Source organism: Kitasatospora cineracea, from assembly GCF_003751605.1.
Taxonomy (GTDB): Bacteria; Actinomycetota; Actinomycetes; order Streptomycetales; family Streptomycetaceae; genus Kitasatospora; species Kitasatospora cineracea.
In genome coordinates this window covers 417,565-437,589 of the sequence record NZ_RJVJ01000003.1, presented here as the reverse complement: position 1 = coordinate 437,589, position 20,025 = coordinate 417,565, and the positions used below count along the sequence as shown (strand labels likewise).

Annotated in this window: 15 protein-coding genes; 12 read left to right on the top strand and 3 right to left on the bottom strand. The window is 75.0% G+C overall.

All coding sequences use genetic code 11. From position 1 onward, the window contains the following. Window positions 1–273 precede the first annotated feature (273 nt). The 9 genes from EDD39_RS36085 to EDD39_RS36045 all read left to right on the top strand — a co-directional run bounded on the left by EDD39_RS36085 (window position 274) and on the right by EDD39_RS36045 (window position 9,569). Complete coding sequence (locus EDD39_RS36085; protein WP_123563795.1) at window positions 274–1,014, top strand: class I SAM-dependent methyltransferase; 741 nt, start codon at window positions 274–276, stop codon at window positions 1,012–1,014. Beyond that, the gene (locus EDD39_RS36080; RefSeq protein ID WP_148089594.1) at window positions 1,011–1,505 is read left to right on the top strand and encodes an ankyrin repeat domain-containing protein; all 495 of its coding nucleotides are present in this window, start codon (window positions 1,011–1,013) and stop codon (window positions 1,503–1,505) included. The genes EDD39_RS36085 and EDD39_RS36080 overlap by 4 nt, the downstream gene beginning before the upstream one ends. A gap of 104 nt (window positions 1,506–1,609) precedes the next feature. Further along, entirely contained in the window at window positions 1,610–2,014 is a 405-nt protein-coding gene (locus EDD39_RS36075) for a HEAT repeat domain-containing protein (protein ID WP_148089593.1), read from the top strand. Window positions 2,015–2,338: 324 nt separating this feature from the next. Beyond that, window positions 2,339–3,451, top strand: coding sequence for an ABC transporter substrate-binding protein (locus EDD39_RS36070; protein ID WP_123563792.1), 1,113 nt, complete (start codon window positions 2,339–2,341; stop codon window positions 3,449–3,451). A gap of 108 nt (window positions 3,452–3,559) precedes the next feature. Then, on the top strand, window positions 3,560–5,308 hold the full coding sequence (locus EDD39_RS36065; protein ID WP_123563791.1) for a sugar ABC transporter ATP-binding protein: 1,749 nt from the start codon (window positions 3,560–3,562) through the stop codon (window positions 5,306–5,308). Further along, a complete protein-coding gene (locus tag EDD39_RS36060) occupies window positions 5,305–6,270 on the top strand; it encodes an ABC transporter permease (protein WP_051816956.1) in 966 nt (321 codons plus the stop codon). The genes EDD39_RS36065 and EDD39_RS36060 overlap by 4 nt, the downstream gene beginning before the upstream one ends. Further along, the gene (locus EDD39_RS36055) at window positions 6,267–7,286 is read left to right on the top strand and encodes an ABC transporter permease (protein WP_123563790.1); all 1,020 of its coding nucleotides are present in this window, start codon (window positions 6,267–6,269) and stop codon (window positions 7,284–7,286) included. Before EDD39_RS36060 ends, EDD39_RS36055 begins: the two co-directional genes overlap by 4 nt. Before the next feature lie 83 nt (window positions 7,287–7,369). Next, window positions 7,370–8,401 carry a LacI family DNA-binding transcriptional regulator gene (locus EDD39_RS36050; RefSeq protein WP_123563789.1) on the top strand — a complete coding sequence of 344 codons (1,032 nt, stop codon included), beginning with the start codon at window positions 7,370–7,372 and terminating at the stop codon, window positions 8,399–8,401. Window positions 8,402–8,471: 70 nt separating this feature from the next. Further along, window positions 8,472–9,569, top strand: a complete 1,098-nt coding sequence (locus EDD39_RS36045; RefSeq protein WP_123563788.1) for an aldose epimerase family protein — start codon at window positions 8,472–8,474, stop codon at window positions 9,567–9,569. Window positions 9,570–9,604: 35 nt separating this feature from the next. On the opposite strand, the gene EDD39_RS36040 is transcribed toward EDD39_RS36045, so the two are convergent. Beyond that, on the bottom strand, window positions 9,605–10,648 hold the full coding sequence (locus EDD39_RS36040) for a LacI family DNA-binding transcriptional regulator (protein ID WP_232794958.1): 1,044 nt from the start codon (window positions 10,646–10,648) through the stop codon (window positions 9,605–9,607). 194 nt (window positions 10,649–10,842) lie between these two features. Here EDD39_RS36040 and EDD39_RS36035 point away from each other — a divergent pair, with 194 nt between their 5' ends. Continuing rightward, complete coding sequence (locus EDD39_RS36035) at window positions 10,843–12,702, top strand: arabinofuranosidase catalytic domain-containing protein (RefSeq protein WP_123563787.1); 1,860 nt, start codon at window positions 10,843–10,845, stop codon at window positions 12,700–12,702. A 155-nt stretch (window positions 12,703–12,857) separates the two neighbouring features. Here the strand turns inward: EDD39_RS36035 and EDD39_RS36030 are convergent, their stop codons facing one another. After that, a complete protein-coding gene (locus tag EDD39_RS36030; protein WP_123563786.1) occupies window positions 12,858–13,769 on the bottom strand; it encodes a 2-hydroxyacid dehydrogenase in 912 nt (303 codons plus the stop codon). A gap of 141 nt (window positions 13,770–13,910) precedes the next feature. Between EDD39_RS36030 and EDD39_RS36025 the strand changes: the two genes are divergently transcribed. Both EDD39_RS36025 and EDD39_RS36020 read left to right on the top strand, forming a co-directional pair. Continuing rightward, on the top strand, window positions 13,911–15,434 hold the full coding sequence (locus EDD39_RS36025) for a hypothetical protein (protein ID WP_148089592.1): 1,524 nt from the start codon (window positions 13,911–13,913) through the stop codon (window positions 15,432–15,434). A gap of 242 nt (window positions 15,435–15,676) precedes the next feature. Then, complete coding sequence (locus EDD39_RS36020; RefSeq protein ID WP_123563784.1) at window positions 15,677–18,208, top strand: glycoside hydrolase family 9 protein; 2,532 nt, start codon at window positions 15,677–15,679, stop codon at window positions 18,206–18,208. Window positions 18,209–18,260: 52 nt separating this feature from the next. On the opposite strand, the gene EDD39_RS36015 is transcribed toward EDD39_RS36020, so the two are convergent. Beyond that, window positions 18,261–19,604, bottom strand: coding sequence for an extracellular catalytic domain type 1 short-chain-length polyhydroxyalkanoate depolymerase (locus EDD39_RS36015; RefSeq protein ID WP_123563783.1), 1,344 nt, complete (start codon window positions 19,602–19,604; stop codon window positions 18,261–18,263). Window positions 19,605–20,025 lie beyond the last annotated feature (421 nt).

The window sequence follows — 20,025 nt, the reverse complement described above, 5'->3', positions numbered from 1 at the left end:
CGCGCACTGCTCCGAGGAGGTGGTGGTCCTCGGGCGTGCGAGCGCCCCTGCGACACCCGGGGCGCGGTCAGTCGCCCACCGGGTCGCCGATCCGTGCGTGGCCCATGGCCGTTCCGGTGTTCACCCGGACACCGTACGGAATACCGCTCCCTCTCGCCAACCCTTTTCCCGCCGCACCCACCGCCCACGAACCCCCGCCCCCGGACCCCCGCCCCCGGACCCCGCCGGAAAACCGGGCGCGGCCGGCACCCCGTCGGCGCTACCGTCGCGCGGGTGGCCGACGAATGCTTCACACTGCCCCGGCTGGCGGCGCTCTACGACGCGCTCGACCCGGAGCGCGACGACCTGCTGCCCTACCTGGCCCTGGTCGACGAGCTGGGTGCCTCGCAGGTGCTCGACCTGGGCTGCGGCACCGGGGTGTTCACCCTGCTGCTGGCGGGGCGCGGCGTGCGCGTGCTGGGGGTGGACCCGGCCGCGGCGTCGGTCGCGGTGGCCCGCCGCAAGCCGGGCGCCGAGCGGGTCCGCTGGCTGGTCGGGGACGCGACGGACCTGCCGCCGCTGGGCGTCGACCTGGTCACCATGACGGCCAACGCCGCCCAGGAGATCACCGGTCCGGACCACTGGCGCGCCACCCTGCGGGGCGTGCGCGACGCGCTGCGCCCGGGCGGCCACCTGGTGTTCGAGAGCCGGGTGCCGGCCCGCCGCGCCTGGGAGTCCTGGACCCGGGCGGCCTCCCACCGGGTGAGCGACCTGCCGGGCGTCGGCACGGTCGAGGACTGGGTGGAACTGCTGGACGTCACCGGCCCGTTGGTGGCGTTCCGCCGGCACTACGTGTTCGCGGCGGACGGGCAGCACCTCACCTCGGACTCCACCCTGCGCTTCCGCGAGCGCGCCGAGGTGGAGGCCGACCTGCGCGCCGCGGGCCTCGAACCGCTCGGGGTCCGGGACGCACCGGACCGCCCGGGCCGGGAGTACGTCTTCCTGGCCCGCCGCCCCGCGGAGCCCACCCCTTGACACCCGTCCCCGAACCGGACCGCCCGGCAACGGACTTGACGACGCGGCTGGTCGAGGCGGTGCGCGGCGGGGACGCCGGCGCGGTGGACGCGCCGTGCCGGGCGGGCGCCGACCCGGACGCCGTCGACGGGCACGGCACCCCGGTCCTGTCGCTGGCGGTGCGGGCGTTCGACGACCCGACGGCGCAGGCCCTGGTCGCGGCGTACGCCTCGCCGGACCGCACCGACGCCCTCGGACGCAGCCCGCTGCACCTCGCGGTCGAACTGGGCTGCTACGACCTCTTCCGGCTGTTCGCCGGCCACGGCGCCCGGCTCTGGCGCCCGGACGCCGACGGGCGCGACGCCCTGGCACTGGCCCGGCACTGGCACGGCGTGGACCTGGCCGCCGAGCTCCGGCGCCGCAGCGGTCTCGCCGGGCCGTCGAGCGGCGCACCGTCCGGTCCGAAACGGGGGCCTGCGAGCGGCTCTCGCTGGGCGGGCACGCCTTCCTGACCGGGCACGCCGCGCTGCTCACCGGCCTGGAGGGCTCGTACGGCGTCCCCGCGCCCGCCGCGGACCTGCTGGCCCGCGCGCTGGCCGCGCCCGACCTCGAGCACGTGGTGTGGTCCGAGACCACCCGCGCCGTCGCGGAGCGCCGCATCCCCGCAGGGCACCACACCTCCGCGGGGCACCACACCGGCTGGGACTTCGCGGCCGCCCTGCGCGACCGGTCCGACCCGCGGGAGCGGTACTTCGGCGCGGAGGTGCTCCGGACGGTCCACTTCTCCGCGGAGGTCGACGGCGACCAGCACGGGGACGACAACCCGTTCGACGCCCCGCTGGTCGACCTCTTCCTGCCCTGGCTGGCCGCCGAGCCCGACCACCGCGTAATCCTGGCCCTCACCGCCGGCCTGGGCGCGGCCCGGGACCGGCGGGCCGCGGAGCCGCTCCGCGCGCTGACCCGCCATCCCGACCGCCGGGTCCGGACCGCAGCCCGTACCGGCCTGGCGGGTCGCGGGTGAGTCGCCGGTAGGTCGCCGCCCCCTCCGCGACAACTGGTGTCCATGCCAAGTTCCTCGTTTCACAACGTTGGAAAGACTGCTCCCGCGACACCAGAGCACCCGCCGCCACCGCTGTCCAGCCCTCGCGCAGCGCTGCCCCCACCCTTTCCAACATCGGCGCAGATCAGCAGCCACACCACAGCATTGACGCCCCGTCGGGTCGCCACGAGTTGACGCGCGACTTCTTGACACTGTCCGGCGGAATGCCCCATCGTCCCTCTACATCGTTGGAAACCGGCGGGTAGCCGGTGACTTCCCCACGCAGTCAAGGATGTGATCGGGCGTATGAACCCCACCCTGCGCGCCAAGTCCGCCGTCGCCGCACTGCTCGTCGCGGGACTGTGCGCGTCGGCGTCCGCCTGCACCAACCAGGGTTCCGGCCAGGGCTCCGGGAGCGGAGCTGCGGCGGCGGGCGCGAACAGTGCCGCCGCCCAGCAGGTGGTCTCGCCGTCGGCGAGCGCGAGCGGCCCCGGCTGTACGGCCGACACGTACGGCGCGCCGAAGCTGGACCTGGCCGACGGGAAGACCGTGGTCGGGTTCTCGCAGTCGGAGTCGACCAGCAACCCGTTCCGGGCCGCGGAGACCGCCAGCATCGAGGCGGAGGCGAAGAAGCTCGGCGTGAAGCTGATCGAGCGCAACGCGAACGCCGACGTCAACGCCCAGAACGCGCAGATCCAGGACATGATCGCGCAGGGCGCGCAGGTACTGATCGTGGCGCCGGAGAACTCGGACGGCCTCGGCCCGGCGCTGGCCGCGGCGAAGGCGAAGAAGATCCCGGTGCTGACCATCGACCGCACGGTGACCGGCACCGCGTGCGGCGACTTCGTCGCCTTCATCGGCTCGGACTTCTACGGGCAGGCGCAGATCGCCGCGGACGACCTGGCCGCCGCGACCGGCGGGCAGGCGCACGTGGCGGTCCTGCAGGGCACGCCCGGCAACAACGTCTCGGCGGACCGCACCAAGGGCTTCACCGACCGGCTCGCCGCCAAGTACCCGAACGTGCAGGTGGTGGCCTCGCAGACGGCGAACTTCGACCAGACCGAGGGCCAGAAGGTGATGGAGCAGCTGCTCCAGGCGCACCCGGACGTCAACGCCGTGTACGCGGAGAACGACGGCATGGCGCTGGGCGCGATCCAGGCGATGCGCTCGGCCGGGAAGACCCCGGGCAAGGACATCCGGATCGTGTCGATCGACGGCATCCGGCAGGCCGTGCAGGGCGTGGTGGACGGGCAGCTGGTCGCGGACATCGAGACCAACCCGCGGTTCGGCCCGCTGGCGTTCCAGTCGCTGAAGGACTTCTACGGGACGGCGGGCGTCCAGCCCAAGGTGATCATCAAGGACGGCCACTTCACCAAGGACAGCGCCCAGCAGGCCCTCGCCCAGGGCCTCGTCTACTGACCCCGCGCGGCCCCGCGCGACCCCGCGCCGCCGCCGGGGGCGTTCCCCGCCCGGCACGCCCCCGGCGGCGGCCCGCGACCACCCACCGCGACCCGAACAGGAGGACCCATGCCCGAGGCGGACACCCCACCGACCGCCCCCGCGCCGACACCGCCCGGCCCCGCCCCCGCACCCCCGCCGACCACCCCCGTGCTGACGGCGGCCGGCATCGACAAGAGCTTCGCGGGCGTGCACGCCCTGCGGGGCGTGGACCTGGTGCTGCGGGCCGGCCGGGTGCACGCCCTGGTCGGCGAGAACGGCGCCGGCAAGTCCACCCTGATCAAGGTGCTGACCGGCGTGCACCGCCCGGACGCCGGCCGGATCGAGCTGGCGGGCCGTCAGGTCGCGTTCCGCACGCCGCTGGAGGCGCAGCGGGCCGGGATCTCGACGGTGTACCAGGAGGTCAACCTGGTGCCGATGGTGTCGGTGGCCCGCAACCTGTTCCTCGGCCGGGAGCCGCGCCGCCGGGGCCTGCTGGACGTCCGGCGGATGAACCGGGAGGCGGCCGCGCTGCTGGCCCGCTACGGGGTGCGCGCCGAGGTGTCCCGGCCGCTGCGCGAACTGGGCCTGGGCGCGCAGCAGATGGTGGCGCTGGCCCGGGCGGTGCAGCTGGAGGCCCGGGTGGTGGTGATGGACGAGCCGACCTCCTCGCTGGAGCCGCGCGAGGTCGACACGCTGTTCGGGGTGGTCCGGGAGCTGACGGCGCAGGGCATCGCGGTGGTGTACGTCAGCCACCGGCTGGACGAGCTGTACGCGCTCTGCGACGAGGTGACGGTGCTGCGCGACGGCCGGGTGGTGCACGCGGGCGACCTGGCGGGGCTGGGCCGGCGGGAGCTGGTGGCGCTGATGCTGGGCCGGGAGCCGGGCCCGGGCACCCGTGCGCCCGGCACCCGGCGGGCCCCCGTGGCAGCGGTGGCGGGCGACGACGTCCCGGTGCTGCGGGCCGAGGGCCTGACGGTGCGCCACAAGGTCCGCGGGGTGGGTTTCGCGCTGCGCCGGGGCGAGGTGCTGGGGCTGGGCGGCCTGCTCGGGTCGGGGCGCAGCGAGACCGCGAAGGCGGTGGTGGGCGCGCTGGGCGCGGACGCCGGGCGGGTGGAGGTGGCGGGGCGGGTGCTGGCGCGGCGCAGTCCGGCGGCGGCGGTCCGGGCGGGGGTGGTGCTGCTGCCGGAGGACCGGAAGGCGGAGGGGATCGTGCCGGGCCTGTCGGTGCGGGAGAACATCGTGCTGGCGGCGCTGCCCCGGCTGTCCCGGGCGGGTCTGGTCTCGCGGGCCCGGCAGGACCGGATCGTGGAGACCTTCATGACCCGGCTGCGGATCAAGGCCGCGAGCCCGGAGCAGAAGGTGTCGGACCTGTCGGGCGGCAACCAGCAGAAGGTGCTGCTGGCGCGCTGGCTCTGCCTGGGCCCGAAGGTGCTGCTGCTGGACGAGCCGACCCGGGGCATCGACGTCGGCGCCCGGGCCGAGGTGCAGGCGCTGGTCGACGAGCTGGCGGCGGAGGGCCTGGGCGTGCTGCTGATCTCCTCGGACGCCGAGGAGCTGATCGCGGGCGCGGACCGGGTGCTGGTGCTGAAGGACGGCGCGGTGGTGGAGGAGCTGACCGGCGCCTCGGTCAGCGCGGACGGCCTGCTGGCCGCCCTCTCGCACGACCCCGACGGCCCCCCGGACGACCCCGACGACCCCCACGTCCCGCACGTCCCCGACGACCCCCGGCATCCCGACGGTCCCCCGGACGATCCGCACGTCCCGCACGTCCCCGACGACCCCGACGGCCCCGGCCGTCCCGCCGACCTCGACGACCCGGAAGGAGGCCCCCGGTGAGCGCCCTGACCCTGGCGGGTGCGGTGCGCGGGCGCGGGCCCGCGCTGAGTCTGCTGCGGCGCTACGGCGTGTACGCGGCGCTGGCCGTGCTGTTCGTGGTGGCGGCGGTGCTGGACGGCGGGTTCCTGTCGGCCGGGAACGTCCGCATCCAGCTGTTCCAGGTCGCGCCGACGCTGCTGGTGGCGCTCGGGATGGCGCTGGTGATCGGCACCGAGGGGATCGACCTGTCGGTGGGCGCGGTGATCGCGCTGGCCGCGGCGGTGGTCCCGCTGTACATCGGCTGGGGGCTGCCGGTGGCACTGCTGGTGGCGGTGGCGCTGGGCGCGGTGAGCGGGCTGGCGGGCGGCGCGATGGTGGCGTTCACCCGGGTGCAGCCGATCGTGGCGACGCTGGCGCTGATGATCGGGGTGCGGGGCGTGGCCTCGCTGGTCAACGGGGCGTCGGCGAAGCCGGTGACGGATCCGGCGCTGCTGCGGCTGGGCGCGGAGGCGTTCGCGGGCGTCCCGTGGACGGCCTGGCTGGCGGCGGGGTGCGTGGCGCTGACCGCGGTGCTGGTGCACCGGACCACGTTCGGGCGGCAGTTGGTCGCGGTCGGCGACAACCGGCGGGCGGCCCGGCTGGCGGGGCTGCCGGTGCGGCGGGTGCTGCTGACGGTGTACCTGCTGTCGGGGGTGCTGGCGGCGGTGGCCGGGGTGCTGATCGTCGGCCACGGCGCGGAGGCCGACCCGGCCAACCAGGGCCGCAACGTCGAACTGGACGCGATCACCGCGGTGGTGGTCGGCGGGACGCCGCTGGCGGGCGGCAGCGTGCGGGTGCTCGGCACCGTGGCGGGGGCGCTGTTCATGCAGCTGACCACCGCGGTGCTGACCCAGCACGACGTGCACAGCTCCATCACCAAGATCGTCGAAGCGGCCGTCATCTGCCTGGCCGTGTACGCCTCCCGGGAGCGTGGTACCCGATGAGCCCGACCCTTCCCTCCGCCGCCGGGGCGGGCCCGCTGGCCCGCCGCCGCCGGCTCACCGCGGAGACCCCCGCCGAGCGGCTGGCCGGGCGGATCCGCCGGCACGGCGCGCTCACCGTGCTCGTCCTGCTGGTGCTGGGCGCGGCGGTGTTCTCGCCCGGCTTCGCCGGCGCCGACAACCTGGGCGCGATCCTCGGCAACAACGCCTTCGGCTGGCTGCTGGCGCTCGGCCTGACCTTCGTGATCCTCACCGGCGGCATCGACCTGTCGGTGGGGTCGATGTACGCGCTCGGCGGGGTGCTGGCCGCCTGGGCGGCCCAGCACCACGGCACCTGGGCGGCCGTGCTGCTGCCGCTCGCGGTGGGCGCGGTCTGGGGCTGCGTGCACGGCCTGCTGGTGTCCCGGGCCGGCCTGGCCCCGTTCATCGTGACGCTGGCGGGCCTGCTCGGGGCGCGCGGCCTGCTGCAGCTGATCACCGCCGAGGGCACCCAGACGTACCTGGTGCCGCGCGGTTCGGCGTTCCGGGCGCTCGGTGCGGGGACGTGGACGCCGGTGCTGATCGCCGCCGCCCTGTTCGGCCTGGGCGCGCTGCTGCTGACCAGGACGAAGTTCGGGGCGGCGACCACCGCGATCGGCGGCAACGAACCCGCGGCCCGGCTGATGGGCCTGCCGGTGGCCCGCACCAAGACGCTGGTGTACGTGCTGTCCGCGACGCTGGCCAGCGCGGCCGGGGCGCTGGGCAGCGCCCGGCTGGGCTCGGGCGTCACCACGGTGGGCGTCGGCTACGAGCTGACCGCGATCGCCTCGGTGGCGATCGGCGGCACCCTGCTGACCGGCGGCAGCGGCTCGGTCGGCGGCACCGTCGCGGGCGTGCTGCTGCTGTCGGTGATCCACAACCTGATCGACCGCTCGGCCTCGCAGTACGGCTCGGCCGTCACCGACACCGTGAACGGCGCCTTCCTGGCCGTGGTGGTGCTGGCCCAGGCGCTGCTCGACCGCGGGCGCCGCGACGAATGAGCGGCCACGGGGAGCGGGGAGGCGGGGGGACGCGCGGCGGCGGACCGGTCGGGACCGGGCCGGGAGAGCGAGGGGGCGGGGACGTGGGCGTGAGCCTCAAGGACGTCGCGGTGCGGGCCGGGGTGTCCGTCAAGACCGTCTCCAACGTGGTCAACGACTACCCGCACGTCAGCCCGGCCACCCGGGAGCGGGTCCGGCGGGCGGTCGACGAGCTCGGCTACCGGCCCAACGCGACGGCCCGCCGGCTGCGCACCGGCCGCAGCGGGATCATCGCGCTGGCCGTGCCGGAGCTCGGCAACCCGTACTTCGCGGACCTCGCCACGGCGGTGATCGACGCGGCCGCGCACCACGGCCGCACCGTCCTGCTCGACCACACCGCCGGGCTGCGCGCCGAGGAGGCCCTGGTCTCGCAGGGCTTCCGCAGCCACCTGATCGAGGGGCTGATCCTCAGCCCGATCCGGCTGGAGGCCGAGGACCTGCTGCGCCGCCCGGCCCGGCCGCCGCTGGTGCTGCTCGGCGAGCGCGAGTACGACGCCCCGTTCGACCACATCGCCATCGACAACGTGGCCGCCGCCCGGCTCGCCGTCCGCCACCTGATCGGCCTGGGGCGGCGCCGGATCGCCTTCGTCGGCGCCCGCCGGGACAGCCGCCGGCAGCCCGCCCACCTGCGGCTGCGCGGCTGGCGGGAGGAGATCCTGGCCGCCGGCGGCACCCCCCGGGAGGAGCTGGTGGCGGCCACCGACGGCTACGACCGGCTGGACGGCGCGGTGGCGATGACCCGCCTGCTCGACCTGCCGGAGCCGCCCGACGCCGTCTTCGCCTACAACGACCTGGTCGCCCTCGGGGCGCTGCGGGTGCTGGCCGAACGGGGCGTCCGGGTCCCCGAGGAGGTCGCCGTGGTGGGCTTCGACGACATCGAGGAGGGGGCCTACGGCGCCGTCACCCTGACCAGCGTCGCCCCCGACAAGGCCGCGATCGCCCGGCTCGCCGTGGACTGCCTGGTCGCCCGGATCGAAGCCGCCCCCGACCGGCCCCCGGCCCGGCCCCGCCGCATCCTGCCCGGCCACGCCCTGGTGGTGCGCGAGTCCACCGTCGGCCGCGCCGCGCACCGCTGACGCCCCGTCACCCGCCCGCCGGAACCCCGCCGGGATCCCGCAGATCCCCGCCGACCCCGAGGACCCCCCGTTGCCGCTCCCGTCCGCCACCCGCGCCCCGTCCGTCCACCGCAGCCCGTTCGGCGTCCTGCCCGACGGCACCCCCGTCGACCGCTGGACCCTCGACGCCGGGACCGGCGTCCGCGCCGAGGTGCTCGACCTGGGCGGCATCCTGCACCGGCTGGAGGTCCCCGACCCGGACGGCCGACCCGCCTCGGTGGTGCTCGGCCGCCCCGACCCGGCCGGGTACGCCGCCGACACCGCCTACCTGGGCGCGCTGATCGGCCGCTACGCCAACCGGATCGCGCACGGCGGCTTCCGGCTCGACGGCCGGGTCCACCGGGTGCCCGCCGCCGACCGCGGCCACGCCCTGCACGGCGGCCCGGACGGCTTCCACCGCCGCCGCTGGCGGGCCACCGCCCGGCCGGGCCCGGACGCCGCCGCGCTCCGCCTCGACCTGGACAGCCCGCACGGCGACATGGGCTTCCCCGGCCGCCTGCGCGTCACCGCCGTCTACACCCTCGACCGGCACGGCACCCTGCGCCTGGACTGGACCGCCCGCGCCGACCGCCCCACCCCCGTCAACCTCACCCAGCACGCCTACTTCCGGCTGTCCGGGCCGGGCGGCGGCAGCGTGCTCGCCCACCGCCTCGCCGTGGACGCCGACGCCTACCTGCCCGTCGACCCGACCGCCGTCCCGCTGCCCGGCCCGCCCGCGCCCACCGCCGGCACCCCCTTCGACCTGCGCGAACCGCACCCGATCGGCGAACGGCTGGCCCTCCCGCACCCCCAGCTGCGGGCCGCCGGCGGCTACGACCACTGCTGGGTGCTCACCCCGCCGCCCGCCCCCGGCGTGCTGCGCCGGGCCGCCCGCCTGGACGACCCGGCCGGCGGCCGCCGGATGGAGGTCTGGACCACCGAGCCCGGCCTGCAGGTGTACGCCGGCAACGGCCTGGACGGCCGCCCGCACCCGCGCCACGCCGGGATCTGCCTGGAGACCCAGCACTTCCCCGACTCCCCCAACCGCCCCGACTACCCGGACACCGTGCTGCGCCCCGGCGCCGTCCGCCGCAGCACCACCGAGTTCCGCTTCCCCCACCTGCCCGCCCCGCCGGGGAGCCCGGCGTGAGCGGCGGGGCGGGCCGGGGCCGCGGGGGCTCCCGCTCAGCGGGCGACGGTGCTGCTCTCCCGGACCACCACCCGGAAGCCCGGCGTGATCCGCCGGCCCGGGCCGGTGTAGCGCTGTTCGATCCGCTCCTCCAGGCAGCGGACGGCGAGTTCGGCGATCAGCCGCTTGTCGGGGGCGACGGTGGTCAGCGAGGGGATCGCGTACGCCGCCTCCTCGACGTCGTCGAAGCCGACGATCGCCAGGTCCTGCGGCACCCGCAGCCCGGCCTCGTGGGCGGCCCGCAGCGCGCCCAGCGCGAGCAGGTCGTTGAAGCAGAACACCGCGTCGGGCCGCTGCGGCAGGCGCAGCAGCCGGCGCATCGCCGAGGCGCCGTCGGGCCGGAAGTACGCGCGGACGGGCGGCAGCAGGTCCTGGTCGACCGTCAGGCCGGCGCCGGTCAGCGCCTCCCGGTAGCCGGCCAGGCGCTGTTCGGCGGTGGCCCGGGGCGCGGGCTGCTGCCAGCCGATCGCGGCGATCCGCCGGTAGCCCTCGTCGATCAGGTGGCGGGTCACCTCGCGGGCGCCGGCCACGTTGTCGATGTGCACCCGGTCGGCGACCGGGCCGAGGTCGGCCTCGCCGAGCAGGACCAGCGGGATCTCCCGGGAGCGGGCCAGCAGGGCGGCCCGGTCCAGGCCGAGCGGGCTGAGGATGACGCCGTCGATCATCGGTCCGCCGAGGCCGGAGGCGATCCGGAGTTCGGCGGCCGGGTCGCCGCCGGTGTCGTCCATCAGCACGGTGATGCCGACCCGGCGGGCGGCCGCGATCACTTCGACGGCGAGTTCGGCGAAGTAGGGGGACGGCAGTTCGGGGAAGGCCAGCGCGATGACGCCGCTGCGTCCGGTGCGCAGCCGGCGGGCCGTCAGGTTGGGCTGGTAGCCGAGCCGGTCGATGGCCTGCTGGACCCGCTGCCGGGTCGGTTCCGCGACGGGGGTGGTGCCGTTCACCACGTTCGAGACGGTCTTGACGGAGACTCCGGCCAGTTCGGCCACGTCTTTCAGGCGCGGCGCCGCGGCGCCGGTCCCGTTGTTCGGCACGGACAAGACCGCACCCCCTCCTCCCGCCGGCCGGGCGCGAGGGAGCGGGGCCGGCACCACCAGGACGCCGCTGTTTCAACGTGAGAATACAAGGTCGCCGATGATCCGCCAGCCTTTCCCCGCCCGCGGCCGGTCGCCGCCCCGGGTCCCGTTCCGCGTCCCGGTACCGCCCCTGCACCCCCACCCCGAAGGAGCGCACCTTGTCCCGTCGATTCCCGCTGCCCGCCGGGCAGTTGTGGCGCACCGCCAGGTCGGCCGTGGCCGCCCTGGCGCTGCTGGTCGCCGCGCTGATCGGCCTGCCCGGCACCGGCCACGCGGCCGGTTCGCTGCCGTGCGACCTGTACGCGTCCGGCGGCACGCCCTGCGTCGCCGCGCACAGCACCACCCGGGCCCTGTTCGCCGCTTACAACGGCCCGCTGTACCGGGTGACCCGGGCCTCCGACGGCGCGTCCGCCGACGTCGGCCTGCTCGCGGCGGGCGGCTACGCCGACGCCCAGGCCCAGGACCGGTTCTGCAACGGCAGCACCTGCCGGATCACCCGGATCTACGACCAGACCTCCCGGCACAACGACCTCACCCCGGGCCCGGCCGGGACCGCCGGCATGGGCGACGACCGCGGCGCCGACGCCTCGGAGATCGCCGTCACCGCGGGCGGCCACAAGGTCTACGGCGTGTGGATCTCCCCCGGCGTCGGCTACCGCTACACCGGCGTCGCCTCGGGCGTGGCCGTCAACGGGCAGCCCGAGGGCGTCTACATGGTCGCCAGCGGCACCCACGTGGGCGCGGACTGCTGCTTCGACTACGGCAACGCCGAGTCGACGCCCGCCGACACCGGCAACGGCCACATGGACGCCGTCTCCATCGCCACCACCTGCTACTTCCCGCCGTGCAGCGGCAGCGGCCCGTGGATCGAGGCCGACCTGGAGAACGGCATGTTCCAGGGCGACAACGGCTCCAACACCGCCAACCTCGGCAACAACAGCCCCTACGTCACCGCCGTGCTGAAGAACAACGGCCAGACCACCTACGCCCTCAAGGGCGGCAACGCCCAGTCCGGCGCGCTCACCACCTGGTGGAACGGCGCGCTGCCCAGCCGCTCCGGCTACCGGCCGATGAAGCAGGAGGGCGGCATCATCCTGGGCATCGGCGGCGACAACTCGAACTGGAACCGCGGCACCTTCTTCGAGGGCGCCATGGTCGCCGGCTACCCGGGCGACGCCACCGAGAACGCCGTCCAGTCCAACGTCACCTCCGTCGGCTACGGCGGCCGCACCGACCTGCCCAACGGCCCGCAGGGCACGGTCACCGGCCCGGGCGGGCAGTGCGTGGACGTCGCCGCCGACGACACCGGGGCGAACGGCGCCGCCGCCCAGCTGTGGAACTGCCAGTCCTACGCCGAGGACCAGCACTGGACGCACAACGTCGACGGCTCCCTCACCACCCTGGGCCGCTGCCTGGACGCCACCGGCAACGGCACCGCCAACGGCACGCCCCTGCAACTGTGGGACTGCAACGGCGGCGGCGCCCAGAAGTGGACCCAGCAGGCCGACGGCTCACTGCTCAACCCCCAGTCCGGCCGCTGCCTGGACGACCCCAGCGGCAACACCGCCAACGGCACCCGCCTGCAACTGTGGGACTGCAACGGGAGCGCGGCGCAGAAGTTCACCGTCAACGGCGGCGGCCCCGTCGCCGCCCCGGGCGGGCAGTGCGTGGACGTCGCCGCCGACGACACCGGGGCGAACGGCGCCGCCGCCCAGCTGTGGAACTGCCAGTCCTACGCGGTCGACCAGCACTGGACGCACGCCGCGGACACCTCGCTGCACACCCTGGGCCGCTGCCTGGACGCCACCGGCAACGGCACCGCCAACGGCACGCCCCTGCAACTGTGGGACTGCAACGGCGGCGGCGCCCAGAAGTGGACCCAGCAGGCCGACGGCTCACTGCTCAACCCCCAGTCCGGCCGCTGCCTGGACGACCCCAGCGGCAACACCGCCAACGGCACCCGCCTGCAACTGTGGGACTGCAACGGGAGCGCGGCGCAGAAGTTCGCCCTGCGCTGACCGCTGACCGCCAATCGCTGACAGCCGCAGCCGGTCCCCGCTCCCGGGGGCCGGCTCCGGCCGGTGCCGGTGGCCGGGCCGGTGCCGGTGGCCGGGCCGGGCCGGTGCCGGTGCCCGGGTCGGTGCCGGTGCCCGGGTCAGTGCCGGTGCCCGGGTCAGTGCCCGGACGCGAGCGGCTCGCCGTTCTCGAACCTCCGGATCTGCTCCCGCAGGACCCGCTCGGCCCGCGGCAGGAAGGCGCTGCTGGGGCCGCCGACGTGCGGGGTGATCAGTACCCCGGGGGCGTGCCAGAGCGGGTGGTCGGCGGGCAGCGGCTCCGGGTCGGTGACGTCGAGCGCCGCCCGCAGGCGCCGCGCGGAGAGCTCCTCCAGGAGCGCCCCGGTGTCGACGACCGGCCCCCGCGCGACGTTGACCAGCAGCGCGCCGTCCTTCATCCGGGCCAGGAACCCGGCGTCGACCAGGTGGCGGCTCTCCGGGGTGAGCGGCGTCAGCAGCACCACCACGTCCGCGGACGGCAGCAGTCCGGCCAGCTCCGCCACCCCGTGCACCCGCTCCTCCGGGCGGGCCCGGCGCGCGACCCGGACCACCTCGCACTCGAAGGGCTCCAGGCGCGCGGCCAGCGCCCGGCCGATCGAGCCGTACCCGAGGATGAGCACCGTCCGGTCGGCGAGGGACTGGTGGAACTCCGTGCTCCAACGCCCCTGGTCCTGGAGCCTGGTGAAGTGCGGGACGCCCCGCAGCGAGGCGAGGATCAGCGTCACGGCCAGCTCGGCGGTGCTGGCGTCGTGCAGCCCGCGCGCGTTGCACGCCACCACCCCGGCCGGCACGTGCGGCAGGACGTCGTCCATCCCGGCCGTGAGCGTCTGGACCGCCTTCAGCGACGGCAGCCGCGCGATCACCGGCAGCGCGACGGCGTGCCGCAGGTAGGGCAGGCAGAAGAACTCCACCTCCCGCAGCGCCTCGTCCGACGGCACCGGCCCGTCCCCGTCCCACACCAGGGCGTCAAGACCGGCGGGCAGGCCGCCGATCGCTTCGGGGGCGTACGGGAGGAGGTAGCGAGCGCTCATGCCCCCGACCTTAGCCCCGCCCCCGCCGCTCCCCCCGCAGCACCTCCGTCACCTCTGCCGGCCGGGCCCGCCCGACCGTTTATCGGCTGTGTAGTGCGGGCCGCCATGCTCCTGTCCGGCAGCACGATCCGAGGGGGCACCTTGTACTACCACTGCGACCGTTGCGGGTACATCCACCACCACACCGGTGCCCAGGACCAGCACGGCCTGCCGTGCCGCGCCTGCGGGTCGGGCCGCCTGCTCCGGGGGCGCCCGGACCGCGGCTACCTCCTGACGGACACCTTCCACGCCGAGCCGCACAACCTCCCCGCCACCGGCTACCGGCCGGTCCCCACCGGGCAGATGGACACGCCGGGCGACTTCAACTACTTCTCCGGCGTCGCGGGGCAGCCCTTCCTCGAGTTCGTCCGCCGGCGCACCTGCTACGTCGGCCGGTTCACCAACCTCCTGGTGCCGCAGGCGGACCGGTTCGGCTGGCTGTCTCCGTACACCGGCAACAAGCACAACCGCTCGCACTTCACCCAGTTGGTGCTCGCGCACGTCGCCCGCGCCAAGTTCGCCGACAACCGGGGCCGGCTGCCCCGGCTGATCGAGCCGTTCGTCGGGTCGGGGCAGATCTTCCTCAACTCCTCCTGCTGGGGCCCGGCGATCAACGACGGCATCCCGCTGTTCCGGTCCGTCCTGGCGGGCGACCTCAACCACTACGTGGTCGTCGCGTACCGGCTCATGCAGCAGCACGGCCACTCCTTCGTCACGGGCTACGTCAAGCAGGCGGCGAGCTGGGACCACCTCGCCCAGGCCCAGATCTACCCCCAGCTGATCGCCGACCTCCGCGAGGGCAGGGAACTGCTCACCGACCCCGACGCGAACCCCGCGCACGTGCTGAAGACCGTCTTCAAGTACATCTGGCTGGTCAACCGCTGCGTGCGCGGCACCAAGCTCACCGACACCGGCGGCCTGGTCGGCACGCCCAAGGGCCTCTCCGAGGATCAGCTCGACGAGCTGCGCGAGCGGGAGCGGACCCGGCTCGGTGCGGTGGTCGCCCAGGTGCTGGCCGTCGACTTCTCGGTCGAGTGGCAGGACTTCCGGCTGACCTGCGCGGAGGCCGAGCCGACCGACGTCGTCGTGCTGGACTGCCCGTTCCCGGCGTTCACCACCCTGGTGCCCCCGCTCGGCCACCCCTCGCCGGAGACCTTCCACACCCAGGCCGCGCACACCTACGGGGTCGGGGACGACGGCGCCGCGCTCCAGCAGGCCATCCTGAAGGCCGCGGCGGACCTGGTGGCCAACGGCACGACCGTCGTCCTCTGCAACTTCGCGAACCCGGGCCTGGTCCGGGCCTACTCCGAACTGGTGCAGAACGGCGTGGCCACCGAGGACCTCAAGTACTTCACCTACACGTACCGTTCGCCCAGCACGACCAGCGAGGCGTACCAGCTGACCATCCTCCCCGGCCTCGGGAACGCCAACGTCACCCGCGTCCCCGCCACCCTGCTGCCCGCCTGGCTGGCCTGCGGCGGCGACGACCTGGCGCAGCAGGAGTTCTTCGCCCCGCGGCAGCGCGCCCTCACCGCCGCGGACCTGGCCTACCAGGACGCGCACGACGCGTCCGAGGAGGAACGCCAGAACGGGGGCTCTGACTACGAGATGAGCCTGGAGGACTAGGTTCTGTCCGGCCGAGCCGTTCCCCGAACCTGCGTGCCGACCGGCCCGAGGCCCGGCGTCGAACACCCCGGCGCCGGGCCTCGCGGCAGCTCCGGCCCTTCCCTGAGCGCCCGTCAACTCGCGACTGTTTACCACCCCTTGACGCACCCGCCACTCTGCTGGCTTCATTGGGACGAGTGGGAGCGCTCCCACTCCCGTGCATCCCCCCTGCACCCCTCCCCCACACAGGAAGGCCCCCACCCGTGCCTCCGATCCCCTCCGGCCGCGGGCTGTCCCGGCGCGCGGCCGCCGTACTGACCGGCCTGGCGCTGGCCGCCGGCGGCGTCACCGCGCTCTCCCCGGCCACCGCCGGCGCCGCCACCGCCACCCCCGGCTCGGCCACCGCCGGCGCCGCCACCGCCACCCCCGGCTCGGCCGCCGTCGGTGCGCCCGCCGACTTCCCCGTCCGGGTCAACCAGCTCGGCTACCTCCCGGACGGCCCCAAGCGGGCCACCGTGGTCAGCTCGGCGACCGCCCCGCTCGCCTGGCAGCTGCGCGACTCCGCCGGCGCGCAGGTCGCGTCCGGCACCACCACCGTGCACGGCGCCGACCAGGCGTCCGGCCAGTCCACCCACCTGGTGGACTTCGGCGCGTACACCGGCACCGGCAGCGGCTTCACGCTGGTCGTCGGCGGCCTGGCCAGCCACCCGTTCGACATCTCGGCCGCGCTGTACGACGGCCTGCGCGCCGACAGCCTGAACTTCTTCTACCAGCAGCGCAGCGGCATCGCGATCGACGCGAACCTGGCCAGCGGCAGCGCGTACGCCCGCCCCGCCGGGCACCTGGGGGTGGCGCCGAACAAGGGCGACACCAGCGTGCCGTGCCAGGCCGGGGTGTGCGACTACCGGCTGGACGTGCGCGGCGGCTGGTACGACGCCGGCGACCAGGGCAAGTACGTGGTCAACGGCGGCATCGCCACCTGGGAGCTGGTCAACTCCTTCGAGCGGGCCCGCCGTTCGGGCGGGGACGCGGCGCTCGGCGACTCCACGCTGCGGGTGCCCGAGCGCGGCAACGGCGTGCCGGACGTGCTGGACGAGGCCCGCTGGGAGCTGGACTTCCTGCTGCGGATGCAGGTCCCGGACGGCAAGCCGATGGCCGGAATGGCCTTCCACAAGATCCACGACGCGCAGTGGACCGCCCTGCCGACCCGCCCCGAACTCGACGACCAGCAGCGCGAGCTGCACAAGCCGTCGACCGCCGCCACGCTCAACCTGGCCGCCACCGCCGCCCAGTGCGCCCGGGTCTACGCGCCGTACGACGCCGCCTTCGCCGCCCGCTGCCTGGACGCGGCCCGCCGCGCCTGGACGGCCGCCAAGGCCAACCCGAACGTGCTCGCCCCGGCCACCGACAGCACCGGCGGCGGCGCCTACGAGGACGCCGACGTCTCCGACGAGTTCTACTGGGCGGCCGCCGAACTCCTCGCCACCACCGGCGAGTCCCAGTACCGGGACGCCGTCACCTCCTCCCCGCTGCACACCAAGCCGGTGGACGCCTTCTGGTGGGGCGGGACCGCGACGCTCGGCCGGATCACCCTGGCCACCGTGCCCGGTGTCGCCCTGCCCGCCGACGACGTGGCCCGGCTGCGCGGCCTGCTGACCGGTGCCGCCGACGGCTACCTGTCCACCATGGGCGGCCAGGGCTACGCGGTGCCGCTCGCCCCCGACGGCTACGTGTGGGGCTCCAACAGCTCGGTCGCCAACAACGCGATGGTGCTGGGCGTCGCCTACGACCTGACCGGCGCCGCCCGCTACCGCACCGGCGCGCTGGAGACGATGGACTACCTGCTGGGCCGCAACGCCCTGGACCGCTCCTACGTGAGCGGCTACGGCGAGCGCGCCTCGGAGAACGATCACCACCGCTTCTGGGCGCACCAGAACGACGCCTCGCTCCCGCACCCGCCGGCCGGCTCCTTCGCGGGCGGCCCCAACTCCGGCCTCCAGGACCCGGTCGCCGAGGCCCAGCTCGCGGGCTGCGCCCCGGCCGCCTGCTACGTGGACGACATCGGCTCGTACTCGACCAACGAGGTGGCGATCAACTGGAACGCCTCGCTGGCCTGGCTGGCGGCGTTCGCCTCCGAACGGCACGCGGCCCCGGCGACGCCCGCCGTGCAGGTGGCCCCGGCGGCGGTGACCGTCCCCGAGGGCGGCTCCGCGACGGTCGCGGTCAAGCTCTCGGCCGCGCCCGCCCAGGACGTGACGGTGACGGCCACCCGCACCTCGGGCGACACCGACCTGTCCGCGACCACCGCTTCGCTGCTCTTCACCCCCGCCAACTGGGCCACCGCGCAGCAGGTTTCGCTGTCCGCGGCGCAGGACGCGGACACGGCGGCGGGCAGCGCGCTCTTCACGGTCGGCGGCCCGGGCGTCCAGTCGGCGACCTTCACGGCCACCGAGGCCGACGACGACACCGCGCCGCCCGCGGCGTCCTGCGCGGTGGCGTACAAGGTGGACAGCTCCTGGGGCAACGGGTTCACCGCGACGGTGACGGTGAAGAACACCGGCGCCTCGGCCGTCTCCGGCTGGACGCTCGGCTGGAGCTTCGGCGGTGACCAGCGGATCAGCAACGCGTGGAACGCGACGGTCTCCCAGAGCGGCAGCACCGTGACCGCCCGGGACGCTGGGTGGAACGGCGCCCTGGCCCCCGGCGCGAGCGCGAGCTTCGGCTTCCAGGCCACGTACTCCGGCACCAACGCGACCCCGGCCCGGTTCACCGTGAACGGCGCCGACTGCGCCTGAGCACCGGCCCGGCCGCCGACCCGCGCGGGTCGGCGGCCGGGCCGTCACGCCGTCAGCCCAGCTTCCACTGCTGGTTGCTGCCGCCGCTGCAGCTCCACAGCTGGACGGGCGTGCCGTCGGCGGTGCCCAGCCCGGCCACGTCCAGGCAGAGCCCCGACTGCACGCCGGTGACCGTGCCGTTGGAGTTGACCTGCCACTGCTGGTTGGGCTGGCCGTTGCAGGACCAGACGATCGCCCTGGTGCCGTTGGCGGTGCCCTTGGCCTCGGCGTCCAGGCACAGCGTGGTGCCGCCGACGGTCACGGTCAGCTGGTTCGACGCGGTGCGGGTCCAGGTCTGGTTCGCGGCGCCGTTGCAGGCGGCGATCTGCTGCTGGGTGCCCGCCGCGGTGCCCGGGTCGGCCAGGCACTTGCCCGCGCCGACCGCGCGCAGCGGGCCGGTGCCGCCGCCGGAGGGGGCGGTGTCCAGGCCCATGAAGTGGATCGCGTTGGCGGCCATCCCGGCGCCCTGGACCGGCAGTTGGTGTCCGGCGCCGGAGATGCCGTACGCCTCGACCTGGGTGGTGCCGGAGCCGTTGTTGTAGCGGGTCCTGGTCCAGCCGGAGGCGGGGGTGTCGGTGGCCGAGGGCGTCTGGCTCACGCCGAGGACGTCGGTCCACTGCTTGATCTCTTCGCCGAGGTTGTTGTAGTTGAGGATGGTGTCGGCGGTGCCGTGCCACAGCTGCACCCGCGGGCGCGGGCCGCTGTAGCCGGGGTAGGCGCCCCGCGCCAGGTTGCCCCACTGCTGCGGGGTCATCGAGACCTGGCCCTGGGCGCAGGCCGAGTTCCAGCCGCGCACCGAGCCGGTGTAGAAGCAGTGCTGGGGCACGCCCATGAACGCCGCGCCGGCCTTGAAGACGTCCGGGTAGTCGGCGAGCATCACGTTGGTCATCATGCCGCCGGAGGACTCCCCGGTGACGTACACGGCGTTGGCGTTGCCGCCGTAGCGCTGCTCGGTGTAGGTGATCATCGACATCAGGCCGACCGGGTCGCTGCCGCCGCCCCGGGTCAGCGCCTGGTCGGAGGAGGCGTCCCAGCAGCTGCCGCCCGGGTTGGTCGACGGGTAGACGACCAGGAAGCCGTACTGGTCGGCGAGTTGGCCGAAGTCGGTGCTGGAGTACAGGTAGGGGCCGCTGCCCTGGCAGCCGTGCAGGGCGAGCAGGATCGGCGGATCGGGCTTGACCGAGGCCGGCACGTACAGGTCCATGAGCAGGCCGGTCGGGTTGGTGCCGAAGTTGGTGATCCGGGTCAGTGAGGCCGCGGAGGCGCGGGGCGCCGTCTGCAGGTTGAGGCCGAGGGCGAGGGCGAGCACGGCGAGGACGCCGACCAGCCTGGACGCGAACGAGTGGATTCGGGGCATGGTGCCTCTCCGTCGGGAGTGCCAACGGCGTGAAGAGGGTCCGGCGCCACCACGGATGAGCGACCGATGGTACCCGCCTCACGCCCCCGCTGTCGCCGACTGCCTTGTCGGCGGCAGGAGTTGACCGAGGCGCCGCGCCCCTTCCACCTGGGGTTCCACTGGGCGGCGGCGCCCGCCGCCCGTCGTGAAAGTTGCAGGTCGCGAGGGGCCGGGCCCGCCGTGGGGGCCGGACCGTCGGCTCGGATCGGCCGCTGCGCGGAGTATTGACAACCCGGGGCGCCTGGTACACATTTCACCGGGGCAACCATGGAGAAGCGTTCTTTCTCGCAACAATGATTGTTAGCGCTAACAGCATGATCGAGGACCCGGCGCCCACCTCCCCCCTCGATCGCTTCTCCCGCCCCGCGCGCCCTGCCGGTCA

Coding starts and splice junctions, on each gene's coding strand:
- EDD39_RS36055 (WP_123563790.1), top strand. CDS start 6,267: ATGAGCCCGACCCTTCCCTCCGCCGCCGGGGCGGGCCCGCTGGCCCGC.
- EDD39_RS36065 (WP_123563791.1), top strand. CDS start 3,560: ATGCCCGAGGCGGACACCCCACCGACCGCCCCCGCGCCGACACCGCCC.
- EDD39_RS36015 (WP_123563783.1), bottom strand. CDS start 19,604: ATGCCCCGAATCCACTCGTTCGCGTCCAGGCTGGTCGGCGTCCTCGCC.
- EDD39_RS36030 (WP_123563786.1), bottom strand. CDS start 13,769: ATGAGCGCTCGCTACCTCCTCCCGTACGCCCCCGAAGCGATCGGCGGC.
- EDD39_RS36070 (WP_123563792.1), top strand. CDS start 2,339: ATGAACCCCACCCTGCGCGCCAAGTCCGCCGTCGCCGCACTGCTCGTC.